The sequence below is a fragment of the Methylobacterium sp. D53M genome (genome assembly GCF_053345625.1).
In genome coordinates this window covers 19,493-35,434 of the sequence record NZ_JBKFAL010000040.1, presented here as the reverse complement: position 1 = coordinate 35,434, position 15,942 = coordinate 19,493, and the positions used below count along the sequence as shown (strand labels likewise).

The window sequence follows — 15,942 nt, the reverse complement described above, 5'->3', positions numbered from 1 at the left end:
CTCAGGCGGACGCCGGGTCGGCAGTCCCGAACAGGTCGAGCAGCTTTCCGCCGCGGCCGTCCCACGCCGCGGCGTCGTCGGCCGGCTCGGTCCTCTCGGTGATGTTGGGCCAGAGATCGGCGTACTTGGCGTTGAAGGTCTTCCAGCCCGCCATCTCCGGTTCGGTGTCGGCCCTGATGGCATCGGCCGGGCATTCGGGCTCGCAGACGCCGCAATCGATGCACTCGTCCGGTTTGATCACCAGCATGGTCTCGCCGACGTAGAAGCAGTCGACCGGGCAGACCTCGACGCAGTCGGTGTACTTGCAGCGGATGCAGTTCTCGGTGACGACATAGGTCATGACTTCGCACCTCGGCGCAGGGGTCAGAGCAGCGCGGGGAGATCCTGGCCCTCGAGATCGATCGCCAGTCCCTTCATCGCCTCGGCGCTGACCTCGCCGCCCATCGCGCGGAGGCTCTCCTCGCGGATCAGCGACATCAGCCCCCGGCGCAGGCCCAGGAACTCGGACGACAGGGTCAGGGCCGGCTGGCGCGGGCGGGGGAGGGGCACCACGACCTCGGCCTTGATGCTCCCGGGACGCGCGGTCATCACGTAGACGCGGTCGGAGAGGAAGATCGCCTCGTCGATGTCATGGGTCACGAACAGCACCGAGATCTTCAGGCGCTGCCACATGTTGGTGAGGATCTGCTGCATGATCAGCCGCGTCTGCGCGTCCAGGGCGCCGAACGGCTCGTCGAGCAGCAGGATGCGCGGGCCGGTGGCGAGCGCGCGCACGATGCCGACACGCTGCTTCATCCCGCCGGACAATCGGTCCGGATAGTGGTTCTCGAACGCCGTGAGGCCGGCGAGGCCGAGCAGCGTCCGCGCCTGACGCTCGCGCTCGCTGCGCCGGACGCCCTTCATCTTCAGGCCGAACTCGACGTTCTCGCGCACCGTCTTCCAGGGAAAGAGTGAGTATTGCTGGAAGATCATGCCGCGATCCGCGCTCGGTCCCGCGATCGCCTCGCCGTCGACGGTGACCCGCCCGGACGACGGTTTGAGGAAGCCGGCCAGCGCGTTGAGCAGCGTCGACTTCCCGCAGCCCGAGGGCCCGATGATCGACACGAATTCGCCGGGATGGACGGTGAGCGAGGCGTTCGAGACGGCCTCGACGGACCCCTCCATCGTCTCGTAGCGCAGGCAGAAGTCGCTGACCTCGATCAGGCCCCGGCTCGATTCGGCCATGGCAAGCTCCCGATTGGTGACGCGCGTGGAGGACCGGTCCGGCGAGGGCCGCGCCGGGCGGCCGGCCGAGGCCTAGCGGGCCGCGGCCCAGGGCATGACGAGGCGGCCGACGAGTCGGATCGCGAAGCTGGAGCCGAGGCCGAGCAGCCCGATCGTGATCATGCCGAGGGCGATGTCCGGGTACTGGACCAGCGAGTAGGCTTCCCAGGTGAAGTAGCCGATGCCGAACTGGCCGGAGATCATCTCGGCGGCGATCAGCGAGACCCAGGCCACGCCCATGCCGACCGTCAGCCCGGTGAAGATCTGCGGCAGCGAGGCCGGCAGGTAGACTTCGCGGAACACCGCCGCCTCGCGGGCGCCGAGGCAGCGTGCGGCCCGCACCAGGACCGGGTCGACCTGGACCATGCCCTGGAGGGTGTTGATCAGGATCGGGAAGAACGAGCCCAGGAAGGTGATGAAGACGATCGAGCCCTCGTTGGTCGGCCAGAGCATGATCGCCATCGGCACCCAGGCGATCGCCGGGATCGGCCGCAGCACCTCGCAGATCGGGAAGGCGATCTCCCGCAGGAGGCGGTAGCGCCCCATGAGGAGCCCGAGCGGCACGGCGACGCCGCCGGCCAGGAGAAATCCGAAGAGAATCCGGCGGCAGGAGATGAGCACGTGGTCGCCGAAGTTCGGGCTGCGCAGGGCGATCGCCGCGCGGTCCACGACGTCCATCGGCGTCGGGATGTTCAGGAACCGCACGTAGAGGGTCACGCGGTTCGCGGTCAGATACTGCCAGAGCGCGACGAACAGGATCAGGGAGGCGAGCCCGATCAGCGCGGCCCGGAACGCGCCGTGATGCAGCCGCAGCCAGCGGCGGACGCGGCCGGTCGCGGGTCGGGTGGACGCGGCCGGCGGCGGGAGGGGCGCCGCCCGCGGCGGGCGCGACTCGGCGGCGGGCCGGAGAGCGACAGCGTCCATGCGGTTCTAGCCTCCCGTCACAGCGGCCTTCAGGGCCTCGTCGTAGGGCATCACCGTGCCGCCGCCCCGCGCCGCGGCCTCGGCGTCCTGCTTCAGCAGGAACGGCGCGATGCCGCCCTTGCCGTCGACGACGTAGAAGGCCTCCCGGGCGAACAGCTTGATGCCGCGGGCCGTGTCGAAGACGTAGGCGACGTCGACGGCCTGCCCCTTGGACTTCATCTCGTTCAGCGCGCCGAGCGTGCAGGCCGCGCTCGCGTAGGGCTGGATCGCCCCGCCCTTCACCCAGATCTCGCCGGCCTTGCGCGGCTCGGTGACGGGCCTCTTGCAGTACGTGTCCTCGCCGCGCACCTCGTAATTGGCGGTGCTCGCGCGCTGCTGCGCGTAGTCCAGGCCGCGCTCGGCGAAGACCTTGCGCAGCGGCCCGTCGTCGACCCACGGACCGACGTCGAACGTCTTGATCCGGTCGAGCCGCTGCAGGACCTTGACGTCCTCGCGGGCGGCATCGACCAGCTGCGGCTTGATCGTGGGATCGACGGTCATGATCCCGCCGGGCCCGAGGAAGATGTAGACCACCTCCTTGTCGGTGCCGGTCCAGGCCGCGATCTGCTCGGCGGCGCGCTTCGGATCGGCCTTGACCCAGGCGTCGGCGTCGAGGACGGCCTTCAGGTAGGCCTCGACGATCTCGGGGTAGCGGTCGGCGAAGTCGGAGCGCACGACCACGCCGTGCCAGGTCGGGAGGTTGGTCTCGACGCCATCGAACACTTTGCGCGCGAAGCCGCGGAACGGCAGAAGTTCGGCGAAGGGGACGAAATCGGCGTGCGCGTCGATCTTCCGCTCCTGGAGATTGGTCGAGCCGACCTCCGGGCTCTGGCTGACCAGGCGGAAATAGGTGGCCGGGTAGCCCTTGTCCTGCAGCGCCTTCAGGACCATCCCGTGGGCCGCCGACCCGAAGGGCACGCTGACGACCTTGCCTTTCAGATCCTCGAACGAGAAGTATTCGGAAGCCTTGTTGACCACGATCCCGTTGCCGGATCCGTGGAGATTGTAGGCGGCGACCGCGATCAGCCGCGATTGGCTCTCGGGATTGTTCTGGAACGTCGCGCCGTTGACGACGAGCGGGTAGTCGCCCATCGCGCCGAACTGCAGCTTCCCGGCCATCATGCCGTTCGTGACCGGCGGCCCGGACGTGAAGTTCTGCCAGTCGAGCTGGATGGTCGTGCCGGCGTACTTGCCGGTCTTGGGCAGGTACTTCTCCAGCAGCTTGAGCTGGCGGATCACCACGCCGACCGTCGCGGTGTTGGTCGTCGTGTCCTGCGTGCCGATGCCGACGGTGAGGGTCTCGGCGCGGGCCGGTGCCCCGATCCTGGCGCCCGCCAGCGCGAGGAGCGCGAGAGCGGAGACCGATCTGAGCCCGGGAAATCGTCCAGTCATCGCCCGCTCCAACATTCCGGCTCGATGTCGCGAAGACATCGACGGCATGATCGGGCGCTGCGGCGCGTCCGATCAAATGCCGAGGACGCCTGCGGGTCGATTAGTTGCGCAAAAAAGTCGAGCGGTTCCGGATGTGCTGCGGTTTTGTGCGGGACGCTCGCGTTTTAGGCGCATTCCTCGCCGCCGCGCATCGCCGCGAGGATGTCGGGACGCAGCACGACGATCTGCGTGCGCCGCGTGACGAGGACGCCCTGCTCCGAGAGCCGCTTCAGGCTGATCGTCACCCATTGCCGTGTGGCGCCGACCATGTGGGCGAGGTCGGCGTGCGTGAAGGTCGCCGCGATCACCGTGCCGTCCTCCTCCGCGACGCCGTAGAGGTCGCACAGGTGCAGGAGCAGGTGGGCGAGGCGCTCGGTGATCGAGCGGGTCCCGAGCATCTGGGCCAGGGTCGAGTAGCAGCGGCCCTTGAAGGTCAGGCCGTCGATGACCCCGATCGCGAGGGCCGGGATCTGCGTCACGAGCTGCCGGAGCGCCTTGGCCGGCAGGTGCAGCACGCTGGAATTGCTCGCCGCCATGCCCGACCATTTGTGGAGGCCGGCGCCGAACACGTCGGGACCGCCGACGAAGTTGCCGGGGTACCAGTAGGCCAGCGTGATCTCGCGACCGGACGGCGCGGCGTAGAAGACCCGGATGCGGCCGCTCTCGACGATCCAGATCCCGTCGTTGGGCGTCTCCTGGGTGAACAGGGTCGCGCCGCGGTAGAGCACGCGGCGCCGGCCCTTTTCCAGCACGAGGGCGACTTCGCGCTCGGTCAGCCCGTCGAGGAGAGGGCGCTGCCCGGTTCCGGCCTTGGGCGCGGCCTCGGACAGCAGGAGGGCGCTCGCCTGGGTCTGGAGCCCCGCCGGGGCCTGAGACGGGCGTATCGGCGCCGTGGTCTGCATTGCCGCCTCCAGCATCCTACCTGCCGCGGCGCAGCAAACCCTGTACCAGCTCTAAACTGGCCGCCGGCACCGGCAGCGTCTGGATATCGCGGAGCCGAGCGGACGTGAAGCGGCGCCGCACCCGGAGGATGCGGCGCCGCGACGAGGCCGAGACGGCCGGATCGATCAGGGGCGTCCCTGACAGCGTCCGATCGCCCACTGGATGAGCTTGCGCACGTCGGGATCGGGATCGTTGGCGGCCGCCTCGAGGGCCGAGAGGCCCCGCGGGTCGGCGATCTCGCCGAGGGCCGCGGCCGCCTCCTTGCGCAGGTTACTGACCTCCGAGGTCAGCGCCCGTCCCAGGATCTCGACGGCCGCCGGCGCCCCGATCCGGCCCAGGGCATTGGCCGCCTTGGTGCGGACCTGCCAGACGGGATCGTCCATCACGGCGATCAGGGGCGCCGTCGCCTCGGGCAGCCGGATCTTGGCGCAGGAGACGGCCGCCTCCTCGCGAACCTGCCAGTGCTCGTCGGACAGGCCGGCGATCAGCGTGCCGATGCCCGGACCGCCGGGGCGCAGGAAGACCAGCGCCGCCATCGTGGCGCGCCGGACCGTCGGGTCGGGATCACCCGCGGTGGCGATCAGCGCCGGCAGCGCCTCCTCGGCCTTGAGGTAGCCGATGACGCCGAGACCTTCGCGGCGCACCTCCGGGGACGGGCTCTGGAGCGCCTTCAGCGCGGCCGACAGGGCGTCCGGCAGGACGAGCTCGCGCAGGGCCCGCAGGGCGGAGGCCTGCACGAACGGGTCGGTGTGCGCGGCGCGCTCGATCAGGAGCGGCCCGCAGGCCGGCTCCTTCTTCTCGGCCAGGGTATCGGCGGCGGTGCGGCGCACGGCCTCGTCGTCGTCCTCCAGGGACCGCACGAGGCCCTCGACCACGTCCGCGCCGTCGTGCTCGTCCAGCGCCTTGGCCGCCGCGGCGCGGACGGCCGAGTCCGGATCGCCGAGGCCCTTGAGGAGCAGGACCTTCGCCGCGGGCCCGACGGCCTCGGCGAGCTCCATCATCGCGACGCGCCGGACGCCGGCGTCGGCACTCGCGCAGCGCTCGGCCACGTCGTCGAGATCGTCGTCGAAGGAATCGAACACGGGGCTCATGGTCGGCCTCAGCGCAGCAGGTAGGGAATATTGACCTTGACCGCGTTCGTCGGGCAGTCGACCTCGCAGGGCATGCAGTACCAGCACTCGTCGTACTTCATGTAGGCCTTCTGCCGGGTCTCATCGATCGCGAGGATGTCGAGCGGGCAGACGTCGACGCAGACGCGGCAGCCCTTCTCGGCGATGCACTTGGCGTCGTCGATGACGACCGCGGCGCTGCTGGCCTGATTGATGATCGGCATGGATCGATCTCCGGTACGGGGCGGGATTACTCGGCGGCGGCCGGCGTCTTGATGCGGAGCTGGTGGTAGGCGCCCATCTCCTCGGCGGCGACCGGCACGATGAACGGGTCGACGGCGCGCTTCGCGTGGGCCATCCGGCCCTGGCCGTCCTTGAACAGGACCGTGTGGCAGGCCCACTCGGCGTCGTTCATCTCGGGATAGTCGACGCGCAGGTGGTAGAAGCCCCAACGGCTCTCGGTGCGGTAGAGCGAGGCGGCCGCCGCCATGTCGGCGCAGTCGAGGATCGTCTGCATCTCGAGCGCCCGGTGCAGCTCGTGCGGGTCGCGGGCGCAGAGCAGGTCGAGGTCCTCGCGGATCTCGGCGAAGCGGCGCTGGCCGAGCTCCATCTTCGCCGTCACCTTCGGCGGCTCGAGATAGTCGTTCACCAAGCGGCGGGTCTTGAACTCCATCTCGTGCGGGGTGAGCCCGTCGACGCGCCGAGTCGGCGCCAGGACCCGTTCGCGCTCGACAGCGATGTCCGCCGGGTCATGGTCGGCGAGGGCGTTGGCCGTGCAGTAGGCGGCGGCGTCGGCCCCGGCGATGCCGCCGTTCACGAAGGCGCCCAGCATGTAGTTGTGCGGCACGCTCGCCATGTCGCCGACCGCGTAGAGGCCGGGGACCGTCGTGCGCGCGAACTCGTCGACGAAGACGCCCGAGGCCGAGTGGCCCGAGCAGAAGCCGATCTCGGAGATGTGCATCTCCACGGGACGCCGGCGGTAATTGGTGCCGCGCCGCTCGTGGAAGCGTCCGCGGGAGGGGCGCTCGTTCGAGTGCAGGATCGTCTCGATCTCGGAGATCGTCTCCTCGCGCAGATGGTCCATCTTGAGGAAGACCGGGCCGTTGCCGCCCTGCAGCTCGCGCCAGAACTCCAGCATCATCTGTCCGGACCAGTAATCGCACTCGATGAAGCGTTCGCCGCGATTGTTGGCCGTGTATCCGCCGAACGGGCCGGTGACGTAGGCGCAGGACGGGCCGTTATAGTCCTTGATCAGCGGGTTGATCTGGTAGCACTCGAGGTTCGCGAGCTGCGCGCCCGCGTGGTAGGCCATCGCGTAGCCGTCGCCGCAATTCGCCGCGTTCTCGTAGGTCCCGAACAGGTACCCGGAGGCCGGCAGGCCGAGGCGGCCGGCGGCCCCGCAGGCCAGGATCACCGCCTTGGCCTTCACCACCAGGAACTCGGAGGTGCGGGTGTTGACGCCGATCGCTCCGGCGATGCGCCCGTCCGCGCCCTTCAGCAGGCGCGTCGCCATGTACCGGTTCGTCACGCCGACTTGGAGGCGGCGGAGCTGCCGGTAGAGGACCTTCTTGACGTTGTGCCCTTCCGGCATCGGCAGCACGTAGGTCCCCATGTGGTGGACCTTGCGCATGTTGTACTCGCCCGAGCCGTCCTTCTCGAATTTGACCCCGAGCTTGTCGAGGTACTGGATCATCGGGAACGACCCCTGCGCGTAGGCCATCACCGCCTTCTGATTGACGATGCCGTCGTTGGCGACGGTGATCTCCTTCACGTACTGCTCGGGGGTGGCGTAGCCCGGCACGACGGCGTTGTTCAGCCCGTCCATGCCCATGCTGATCGCGCCCGAGCGCTTGACGTTGGCCTTCTCCATCAGGACGACCCGGAGCTTCGGATCGGCCTCCTTGGCCTTGATCGCGGCCATCGGACCGCCGGTGCCGCCGCCGATCACCAGGATGTCGGTCTCGATAATCTCGGTCTTCGTCGCGGATTCGAACGCGTTCATGGCAAGATCTCGCGTCAGGTCAGGGGCGGGGCGTGTGGGATCGCCGGAGGATCGGATCGCGCGGTCAGGCGGCCTGCGCGGCGTCGGGCGGGCCGTCGACGGCCTCGGCCACGAGGGCGCGCAGGTAGGACCAGGGGAAGATCCCGCGGGCGTGGCCGTCGGAGAACGCGATGTGGACGGCGTAGCCGCCCATCGGTTCGACCCGCGCGACCGCGATGTCGGCGGCGGCCTGAGGAAAGCGTCGCTCGACCCGGTCACGGGTGCACCACGCGCAGCGGCAGCGCAGCCGCAGCCGCTCCGCCGACAGCGTCGCGGTCAGCCCGTCGCGCCATTGCAACCGGAGGCCGGTCCCGCCGCGCGCGAGGGTGGCGGCCTCCGGGATCGCCTCGGGATCGAAGGGGGGCGGGTTCGGAACCCCGGTCGCGTGGTGTGCCATCCGCTCCTCCTCTGTGCCGGCGTCACAGAAGCCGAGGGGCGGGCGATCCGACAGCAATTAGTTGCTCAGAATCTCAGTCAGGCCGCCGGCCGTGGCGACACCGACCGGCTCGGAGACCGGAGCCGGGTCGTCCGCCGCGGCCGCCCGCGGACAGCGACCGCCCGGTGATCCGGACCTACGGCTCGGTCGTCTTCGTCTCGGGCCCGCAGATGCCCCTGAGTGCCGTCCAGGCGGCGCCGGACAGGATCTGGCGTTCGGCCGCCCCAGAGCCCGCCTGGGCGCGGATCGCGGCGGCGCGCTCGCGCGTGAAGGGATGGCTGCGCAGCAGGTCCAGCACGTCGCTCTTCCCGTCGTGCTTGTCCTTGGCGATGCGCTCGAGGATGTCGGCGAGCGCCGCGCCGTTGCCGCCCGCGCGGGTCATGAGGTCGACCGCGTAGGCGTCCGCCGCCCGCTCGGCGTCGCGGCTGTAGCCGGCCGAGAGCACCGCGTCGCCCAGCGCGATGATGATGGTCGAGCCGGTCAGGTCCCCCAGGACGAGGCTCAACAGGAACGAGGTGCCCGACGCCCGGATGAGGGAGCGGGTCGGATCGCGTCGGCGGACGTGGCCGAGCTCGTGCGCCAGGACCGCCGCGGCCTCGTCGGCCGAGCGCGCCCGCGCGATGAGGCTCGAGAGCACGATCACGCGGGCGCCCGGCAGGGCGAAGGCGTTGGCCGTGCCGTGCCGCCGCACGCTGACGGCCACCTCGGGAGGCAGCGAGCCCTCCGCCCGACCGGCCGCGACGAGGCGGGCCACGAGCGTGTCGAGCGCCGCGCGGCCGGCCGGTTCCGCGCAGGCCGGCGGGTCGCCGAGGAAGCGCAGGACCTGCGGTTCCGCCACCGCCCCGAGCCGCGACTCGGCCGCGTCCGGCACCAGCGGGGCCAGCAGCCCGGCGATCTGCGGGACGCCGAAGACCGCCACGAGCAGGACCGAGAGACCGGCCGCGAGAGACCAGAGCACGAGCCGCACCGTGCCGCCCGAGCGCTCCCGGCGATGGAGGTCCGGGCAGCGCGCCGCGAGCGCGGCGGCGAGCGTCGCGTCCGAGAACTCCACGCGGACCGGCTCGCCGGCCGGACCGATCCGCATCAGCGGCGGCACGGACACGGCGGCGCGCAGGTCGAGCAGGTTCCAGTCCTGGGCGATTCCGGGCCCGGAGACGCGGAAGCGGTCGTCGAGGCGCAGCGCGACGGGATGTGCCCGCGCGCTGACGCCGTCGAAGAAGCGGCCCTCGACCTCGATCGGCGTCGCGTCGATCGCCTGGGAAGCGCGGGTCAAGCGTCAGAAGCCGATCTGGAGCGCGCCTCCGACGTCGAGCGCGTCGGCGAGGCCCTCCTGCAGACCGCTGCCGGCACCGCGGGACGAGGCGAGGACGGCATCCAGGGCTTCGGGATCCGTCACGCTCGTGCTCGTCGCGACCGCCGCCCACAGGCGGGCCTGCACCACGCGCACGTAGAGCACCGCGAAGAGCGGCGCGCCGACCAAGTAGATGAGGACGACGAGCCAGTGGAGCATGCTGAGATCGCCCGCCGCCCGTGCGGCGAAGATCAGCAGAGCCGCGACGAGGCCCAGCACGACGAGGAAGCCCAGGAGCGACAGCATGTAGACGATGTACGGCCAGTAGAACTGCCGCGCCTTCAGGCTCGAGGCGAGGCGGGCGTGACCGAGGCTGGCGGCGCCCATGAACGCCCGCGTCTCGCGGGCGCGGTAGTACGGGAGCAGGAGCAGCGCCGCGGGCACGCAGATTGCCGCCACGAAGCCCATCGCCTGGAGGAGGATGCCGATCTTCGAGGCCGCGTAGGCGGGGTTGAGGATCGTCTGGCCGGCCTTGCCGCCGGGCTTCGGTACCAGGAGATCCGTGGGCAGCGAGAAATCCGCCGCGACCAGGAGGGCGATGCCGAGCCCGATCAGCGGCCCCAGCCCGATTACGTACAGCAACAGCCAGGGGCCGAGCACGCTGCGTCCCCGCGCCGTCGAGTGCATTCGGCTGGTCCCGACCAGGGTGTGGTCGATGCGGTAGCGTTCCAGGCTCGCCCGCATGAACGGGAAGGCCAGGCCGAAGGTCACGAGCGTGAGCAGCCACCAGCCGCCCGCGCGGGCCGCGTAGGCGAGGCCCGAGCCGTCCTGCCCGAGACGGATGCCGCGCCAGAGCGTCCGCATCGCGCGGTAGCGCCGCCCGCGGTAGATCGCGAATTGTCCCAGCAGGAACAGGAACACGAAGGAGATCACCACCGAGAACGGGGCGAGCGCGGGCGCGACGAGCGAGAGCGCGAACAGCGCGACGTAGATCGGCACGAGGATCGCGAGCGCGACGAGGAAGCCGAGGAACAGTTCCTTGCCCGTGCCGGTATACTCGGCGGGCGAGCCGTCGAGCGCGGTGCGCTCCCAGAAGAAGCGGCGCAGATTGGTGACGTACCAGAATCTGTAGATGCCGAAGGTCACGATCGAGAGCAGAAAGCCCTTCAGCGCCAGCCAGGTGAGACCTTTGACCCGCGGGTCGAAGGTTACGGCGGCCACGCGCGTGCCCGGAGCGCCGCTCCGCGTGTCGAACTGGGTGCCGGTTGCCAAATTCATGGGTCCGTCGATCGTCCCGTCGCGTTTCGCGGCCAGACACTAGGAAGGAAGGCCTGCGCTGACCAGTTCCGCGCGGCCGCAATTCTGTCCCGTCCCCGCAATGTCGTGCAGCGACTGTTCGAAATGCGGGGCGTCGTTAACGCGCGGTCTCCGGTTGCCGGACACGCGTTGCCGGGCGATGCGACCGAGCCGCCTCGACGGCGTGCGCACCGCGCCCGGCCGCCGTTCGGCGCGTCCCTAGCCCAGGACCGACAGAGCGGCCGCGAGGTCGGCGACCAGATCGTCCGGGTGCTCGATCCCGATCGACACCCGGATGGTCGCGTCCGCGATCCCGAGCCGGTCGCGCACCGCCTTCGGCACGCCGGAATGGGTCGTGGAGGCCGGGTGGCTGGCGAGCGACTCGGTTCCGCCCAGGCTGACGGCGAGCTTGAACAGCTGGAGGCCGTTGAGAACCCGGAACGCCTCGGCCTCGCCGCCGACGATGTCGAACGAGAACGTCGAGCCCGGCGCCGCGCACTGCTTGGCGTAGACCTGCGCCTGCCGCGACCCCGGCTCGAGATGCGCGAGGTGGTGGAGGCGCGCTACCTTCGGGTGCGCCGCCAGCATCCCGCCGACGATCTCGCCGTTGCGGTTGGCGGCGCTCATCCGCAGCGACAGAGTCTCGAGCGAGCGCCCGAGCATCCAGCAGGAATGCGGGTCGAGACCGGTCCCGATCGCCGAGCGCAGAAGCCGCACCGGCTTCATCCGCGCCGCCGAGCCGAGGGCGGCGCCGGCGATCAGGTCCGAGTGGCCGCCGACATACTTCGTCAGGGAGTAGACCGAGATGTCGGCGCCTTCGCGCAGCGGGTGCTGGAAGAGGGGCCCGAGCAGGGTGTTGTCGCAGACGACGACCGGCGCCTCGCCGCCCTGCCGGGCGCCGATCTCCTCGGCGACCGCCCGGACGAGGCCGAGGTCGACGAGGGTGTTGAGCGGGTTCGAGGGGGTCTCGACCATGACGACGCTGACGCGTCCCACGCCCGCCGCGCGGTCGGCCGCGGCGCGCACGCTCGCCGGATCGGTGCCGTCGGAGAACCCGAACGGCGCGATGCCGAACCCGGCCAGGGTCTTGGCGATCAGGGTCTCGGTGCCGCCGTACAGGGGTTGCGAGTGCAGGATCGCGTCGCCGGGCCGCGCGAAGGCCAGGATCGTGGTGGCGATCGCCGACATGCCGGAGGAGAAGACCAGCGCGGCCTCGGCCTCCTCGAAGACGGCCAGCCGGTCCTCGACGATCTCGCTGTTCGGGTGATTGAAGCGCGAGTAGACCAGCCCCGCCGCCTCGCCGACCGGCGGTTCGCGACGTCCGGAGACGTAGTCGAAGAAGGCTTTGCCGTGCTCGGCCGAGGTGAAGACGAAGGTCGATGTCAGGAAGACCGGCGGCTTCACCGCGCCCTCGGACAGGGCCGGGTCGTAGCCGTAGCCGAGCATCAGCGTCTCGGGACGGAGCGGGCGGTTGCCGAGCGCCTTCCGGTGGTAGCGGTCGTCGGACATGCTGGCCTCGCTCCGACAGGCCCCCAGCCCGGGGCTGGGCAGCCCGGTTGCGCTCTGACTCCGGGATTCCGGACGCGGGAGCATGGCACAGGCAGGGCCGCTACGGAACGTCGCCGCGGTCCCGACGCGCCGCGGCGGAGGGCGGCCTCGGGTCTCAGCCGGACCGCGCCGCGCCGCCCGAATCCAGGCGCTCCAGGACGCGGGCGACGTCGGCCGTCGTCATCTCCCACTCGTTCTGGAAGTTGGCCACGACGCCGCGCATGAAGCGCGGTTGCAGGCGCTCCGCCTCCGCCGCGTCGCCGAGATGATCCACCAGGATCGCGTAGGCGAGCTGCGAGGGCTCGGGACCCTCGTAGCTCCACTCGAAGCCGTTCCGGGAGTAGCACTTGGCCTCGGCCCGATCCGGCAGCGGCGCCCCGTTCACCGTGACGACGATCCCGTCGATCGTCCGGTCCCCGGCATAGACCTTGTCCATCACCGCGCCTCCCGGATCCGGTGGCGCGGGGTGCGGCCGTCGGAGCGGTTGCGCATCACCTCGGGGAAGATCCAGAGGCTGACCACCATGAACGGGCCGAGGAAGGCCACGGCCCAGCGCGGCCCGGTCTGGCCGAGATGGCCCATGTAGAACCAGCCGGCGAGCGCCGCGAGCGCGACGGCGACCGACAGGCCGAACTTGATCGGAAACGGCATGGGATCCCTCCCGGATCGCGCGTGCGGGTCAGAGGACGAAGACGGCGCCGACCTGCTGCAGCAGGCCGAGGGCGCCGCAGAGGGCGGCGAGCACGATCGCCAGGCCCGCGACGCCGTCGCGCCAGCGCTGGGGCCAGACGTTGAACAGGCCGGGCGCGAATAGGATGGCGAAGCCGCCCACGATCACGAGGCTCGACCAGCGGAGCTCGGCGGCCCCGTAGGCGAGCATCCCGCCGGTCAGCGCCGCGAGCAGGAGGACGTTGGCCGCGATCAGCACGAGGCCGAGGGGGCGCGCCCTCAGGTCGGGCCGGGTCTCCAGCGGGAACATCCCGGCCAGCACGTAGAAGCCGGTGCAGGCGACCCCGGCGAAGAGGGCGAACCACGCGAGCGCGGCGACGTTCGGTTCGATCATGTCCATGGCGGCGTTCCGGGCTGCTCGTCAGTCTAGGCGGCGGGTTACGCGGCGGGTCACTCGGCGGCCTGCATGGCGCGGGGCTCGGGGGCACCGGGCGTGCGCGCGGTCTTGCGCATGTCGGTCTTCACGTGGCGCGTGTCGTAGCCGTTGAAGAGCGTCCCGATGAGACCGCGGTTCAGGTCCGAGGTGCCGAACAGCCAGTCCATGATCGGGAAGGTCAGGTTCATGTTCCGCTCCATCATGATCGACTGGTCGTGATGGGCCGTGTGGTGACGCCGGTTCGTGTTGATGAACGGCATGGTGCGGACGAACCAGTTCTCCTCGACGTGGCAGCAGAAGTGCATGAACTCGTAGATCATGTAGATGCTGGTCGTCGTGGTGATGAACAGCCACCCGACGTTGGGCGTGAAGATGTTGCCGAGCACGACGGCGCCGGGGATCGACATCAGCGTGAACGTCGCCAGCGCGTAGGGCGGGAAGAACGTCACCCGGTAGTCCCGGTGGTCGGCGAAGCGCATCTCGTGGTCGGTGAAGAACTGGTGATGCTGCAGCGTGTGCCGATTGTAGACGGCCCGCCCGATCGGATTGCTCTGCGGCCGGTGCATCACGTAGCGGTGGAGCCACCACTCGAAGAAATTGCAGAACAGGAACACGACCGGGACCGTCGCGAGCTCGATCCAGCTCGGTGCGTGGATGTTCGAGACGTAGATGTACAGGGCCGTGAGGCCGATCGTGTAGATGATCGCGATGTGCAGGAAGCCGTTGTACCAGCCGGCCACGCGCTGGCGGTAATTGGCGCGGTAGTTCCGCTGCCGCTCGCTCATGCGGGTGTTGGCAAGTTCCATGATGCGCCTCCTCGCTGGAATGGGGGTGACGCCGCGCCCCCACCGGGATCTGCCGTATTAGAGATACCGTTGATATATCAGTTGTCAACCTGACCGGGCGGCGGCGACGTCGCCACCGCCCGGTCGGGGCCGGTCCGGTCAGTGCGAGATGGCTTCCAGGGACTTGCCCTTGGTCTCGATGCCGAGGAACCCGACGCTCGCGGCGGCGATGACGAACGAGCCGGCGCCCAGGGCGAAGACGCCGCCGTGGCCGAGCACCGGCAGGATCAGGCCGATGGCGAAGGGCCCGATGAGCGAGCCGACGCGGCCGATGGCCGAGGCGCAGCCGGCCCCGGTGGCGCGCGCCCGCGTCGGGTAGAGTTCGGGCGTGTAGGCGTAGAGCACCGACCACATGCCGAACAGGAAGAACTGCATCATCAGCCCGTAGGCGATGAGCCATCCGAAAGACGGCGAGTGACCGTACAGGTAGGCGGCGACGGCGCTGCCCAGGAGCATCAGGACCGCGGTGGGTTTGCGGCCCCAGCGCTCGACGAGGATCGCCGAGGCGATGAAGCCCGGCACGCCCGCGAGCGAGATCAGGATCGTGTAGGTGACCGACTTGGCGACGCTGTAGCCGGCCTCCTGCAGGAGCGCGCCGAGCCAGGTGGTGAGGCCGTAGAAGCCCAGCAGGGCGAAGAACCACGTCAGCCAGATCATCACCGTGCGGCTGGCATAGCCGGGGCTCCAGAGTTCGAGGAACGAGAAGCGCCGCTCGCCCCGCGCCGGCTCGGGCAGGACGGTCGGCTCCGGAAGCGGACGCCCGTCGAGGCGCAGGGCGACCTGCCGCTCGATCTGCGCCATCACCCGGTCCGCCTCCGCGTGCCGGCCGCGGTCGGCGAGCCAGCGGGGCGATTCCGGCACGAAGAAGCGGATCACGAACAGGAACAGCGCCGGCACGGCCTGCGCGAGGAAGACGGCGCGCCAGTCGAAATAGCTGAGCAGCACGTAGCTGAGGCAGCCGGCCGCGATGAAGCCGAGCGGCCAGAACCCTTCCATGATGGCGAGGTAGCGGCCGCGCTTGGCGGTCGGCAGGAACTCCGAGACGATGGCGAGCGCCACCGGGAACTCCATGCCCATGCCGAAGCCGAGCAGCAGGCGGGCATAGCCCAGCATCGTCGCGTCCGGGGCGTAGGCGCACCAGAGGCTGCCGAGCCCCCAGAACACCATGCTGATCTGGAAGACCACTTTCCGCCCGAACCGGTCGGCGAGCATGCCCGACAGGGCCGCGCCCGCGAACATGCCGATGAAGCTCATGCTCGAGAGCAGTCCCGCCTGGGCGGTCGTCAGGCCGAACTCGGTCTTGATCGACCCGAGGAGGAAGGTGAGCGAGCCGAGATCGATCGAATCGAAGAACCACGCCGTGGCGATGATGAGGAAGATGTTGCGCTGGAAGGCGGTCATCGGCAGCCGCTCGAGGCGCGCCGCGATCAGCGCGCCCGACCCGACCGCGGCGCGGGCGGTGGCGTCCGCGGTCACCCGGTCCGGCAGCACGTCGCCGGCGGAAATCGCTACAGGCCCTGCCATGGCTCAACCTCCCTCGCAGTTATACGCGGCGAGTCGTCATGCAGGATATTACTAAGATGCGCAAGATATATCAGACGTATGCCCTTGCGCGGTGCGTGGGCCCGCCCCATGCACGCTGATGGCGGCGTGGTGTGCGGGCCCGGCCGTG

The 15,942-nt window shown here is 70.1% G+C and carries 17 protein-coding genes; all 17 read right to left on the bottom strand.

Annotated features, from left to right (window positions below; genetic code table 11):
• Position 1 precedes the first annotated feature (1 nt).
• Positions 2-340, bottom strand: a complete 339-nt coding sequence (gene fdxA, locus ACLBYG_RS29695) for a ferredoxin FdxA (RefSeq protein WP_091927942.1) — start codon at positions 338-340, stop codon at positions 2-4.
• Positions 341-363: 23 nt separating this feature from the next.
• The gene (locus ACLBYG_RS29690) at positions 364-1,224 is read right to left on the bottom strand and encodes an ABC transporter ATP-binding protein (RefSeq protein ID WP_091927943.1); all 861 of its coding nucleotides are present in this window, start codon (positions 1,222-1,224) and stop codon (positions 364-366) included.
• A 72-nt stretch (positions 1,225-1,296) separates the two neighbouring features.
• Positions 1,297-2,187 (bottom strand): ABC transporter permease, encoded by an 891-nt coding sequence (locus ACLBYG_RS29685; protein WP_447683861.1) that lies wholly within the window; start codon positions 2,185-2,187, stop codon positions 1,297-1,299.
• A gap of 6 nt (positions 2,188-2,193) precedes the next feature.
• Positions 2,194-3,618 carry an ABC transporter substrate-binding protein gene (locus ACLBYG_RS29680; protein ID WP_447683860.1) on the bottom strand — a complete coding sequence of 475 codons (1,425 nt, stop codon included), beginning with the start codon at positions 3,616-3,618 and terminating at the stop codon, positions 2,194-2,196.
• A gap of 164 nt (positions 3,619-3,782) precedes the next feature.
• Positions 3,783-4,559: a Crp/Fnr family transcriptional regulator gene (locus tag ACLBYG_RS29675; protein ID WP_091682861.1), complete on the bottom strand. Its 777-nt coding sequence runs from the start codon at positions 4,557-4,559 to the stop codon at positions 3,783-3,785.
• Positions 4,560-4,724: 165 nt separating this feature from the next.
• Positions 4,725-5,690: a HEAT repeat domain-containing protein gene (locus ACLBYG_RS29670; protein ID WP_447683859.1), complete on the bottom strand. Its 966-nt coding sequence runs from the start codon at positions 5,688-5,690 to the stop codon at positions 4,725-4,727.
• A gap of 8 nt (positions 5,691-5,698) precedes the next feature.
• Entirely contained in the window at positions 5,699-5,932 is a 234-nt protein-coding gene (locus ACLBYG_RS29665) for a 4Fe-4S dicluster domain-containing protein (protein WP_020095796.1), read from the bottom strand.
• A 26-nt stretch (positions 5,933-5,958) separates the two neighbouring features.
• Positions 5,959-7,710, bottom strand: coding sequence for a fumarate reductase/succinate dehydrogenase flavoprotein subunit (locus tag ACLBYG_RS29660; RefSeq protein WP_447683858.1), 1,752 nt, complete (start codon positions 7,708-7,710; stop codon positions 5,959-5,961).
• Between the two features lie 64 nt (positions 7,711-7,774).
• Positions 7,775-8,146, bottom strand: coding sequence for a DUF971 domain-containing protein (locus ACLBYG_RS29655; protein ID WP_447683857.1), 372 nt, complete (start codon positions 8,144-8,146; stop codon positions 7,775-7,777).
• A gap of 175 nt (positions 8,147-8,321) precedes the next feature.
• Positions 8,322-9,458 (bottom strand): M48 family metallopeptidase, encoded by a 1,137-nt coding sequence (locus ACLBYG_RS29650; protein ID WP_447683856.1) that lies wholly within the window; start codon positions 9,456-9,458, stop codon positions 8,322-8,324.
• 3 nt (positions 9,459-9,461) lie between these two features.
• On the bottom strand, positions 9,462-10,754 hold the full coding sequence (locus ACLBYG_RS29645) for a YjgN family protein (protein WP_447683855.1): 1,293 nt from the start codon (positions 10,752-10,754) through the stop codon (positions 9,462-9,464).
• A 237-nt stretch (positions 10,755-10,991) separates the two neighbouring features.
• On the bottom strand, positions 10,992-12,281 hold the full coding sequence (locus tag ACLBYG_RS29640; protein ID WP_447683854.1) for a cystathionine gamma-synthase family protein: 1,290 nt from the start codon (positions 12,279-12,281) through the stop codon (positions 10,992-10,994).
• A 154-nt stretch (positions 12,282-12,435) separates the two neighbouring features.
• Complete coding sequence (locus ACLBYG_RS29635) at positions 12,436-12,756, bottom strand: DUF6166 domain-containing protein (protein WP_020095790.1); 321 nt, start codon at positions 12,754-12,756, stop codon at positions 12,436-12,438.
• On the bottom strand, positions 12,756-12,971 hold the full coding sequence (locus tag ACLBYG_RS29630; RefSeq protein ID WP_020095789.1) for a hypothetical protein: 216 nt from the start codon (positions 12,969-12,971) through the stop codon (positions 12,756-12,758). Before ACLBYG_RS29630 ends, ACLBYG_RS29635 begins: the two co-directional genes overlap by 1 nt.
• A 28-nt stretch (positions 12,972-12,999) precedes the next feature.
• Positions 13,000-13,389 (bottom strand): hypothetical protein, encoded by a 390-nt coding sequence (locus ACLBYG_RS29625; RefSeq protein WP_447683853.1) that lies wholly within the window; start codon positions 13,387-13,389, stop codon positions 13,000-13,002.
• Positions 13,390-13,439: 50 nt separating this feature from the next.
• On the bottom strand, positions 13,440-14,231 hold the full coding sequence (locus ACLBYG_RS29620; RefSeq protein WP_447683852.1) for a sterol desaturase family protein: 792 nt from the start codon (positions 14,229-14,231) through the stop codon (positions 13,440-13,442).
• 138 nt (positions 14,232-14,369) lie between these two features.
• Positions 14,370-15,794 carry an MFS transporter gene (locus ACLBYG_RS29615; protein WP_447683851.1) on the bottom strand — a complete coding sequence of 475 codons (1,425 nt, stop codon included), beginning with the start codon at positions 15,792-15,794 and terminating at the stop codon, positions 14,370-14,372.
• Positions 15,795-15,942 lie beyond the last annotated feature (148 nt).